Below are 262 nucleotides of genomic sequence, written 5' to 3' on the forward strand. Positions count from 1 at the left end.
GAAGTTTTCATAACAAAGCCAGACGACGTCGGCGCAAGCAAATACCTGCCCCTCCACCACTTCGGTAACAAAGCGGTCGACGATAACTAGCTGCATTTCGCGTTCTGGATGACGAAAGAGAAATTCGCTAACCATACGTTGCGCATCAGCGTCCTGCGATCCCACTAGCAACAACCGAAAATGCGACGGAAGATCCGGTGCCCCGAACAAGGTCAACAATTTCGCCAGCCCTTTGCGCGGACTTAAAGAACCATATGACACG

General features: G+C 51.5%; 1 protein-coding gene. It reads right to left on the reverse strand.

Annotated features, from left to right (window positions below; genetic code table 11):
- Positions 1-262: hypothetical protein (locus SB659_RS19805; RefSeq protein ID WP_410551650.1), on the reverse strand; the 262-nt coding region annotated here is incomplete at both ends.

Origin of the sequence: Arthrobacter sp. SIMBA_036, from assembly GCF_046535135.1 — a bacterium.
Classification (GTDB): domain Bacteria; phylum Actinomycetota; class Actinomycetes; order Actinomycetales; family Micrococcaceae; genus Arthrobacter.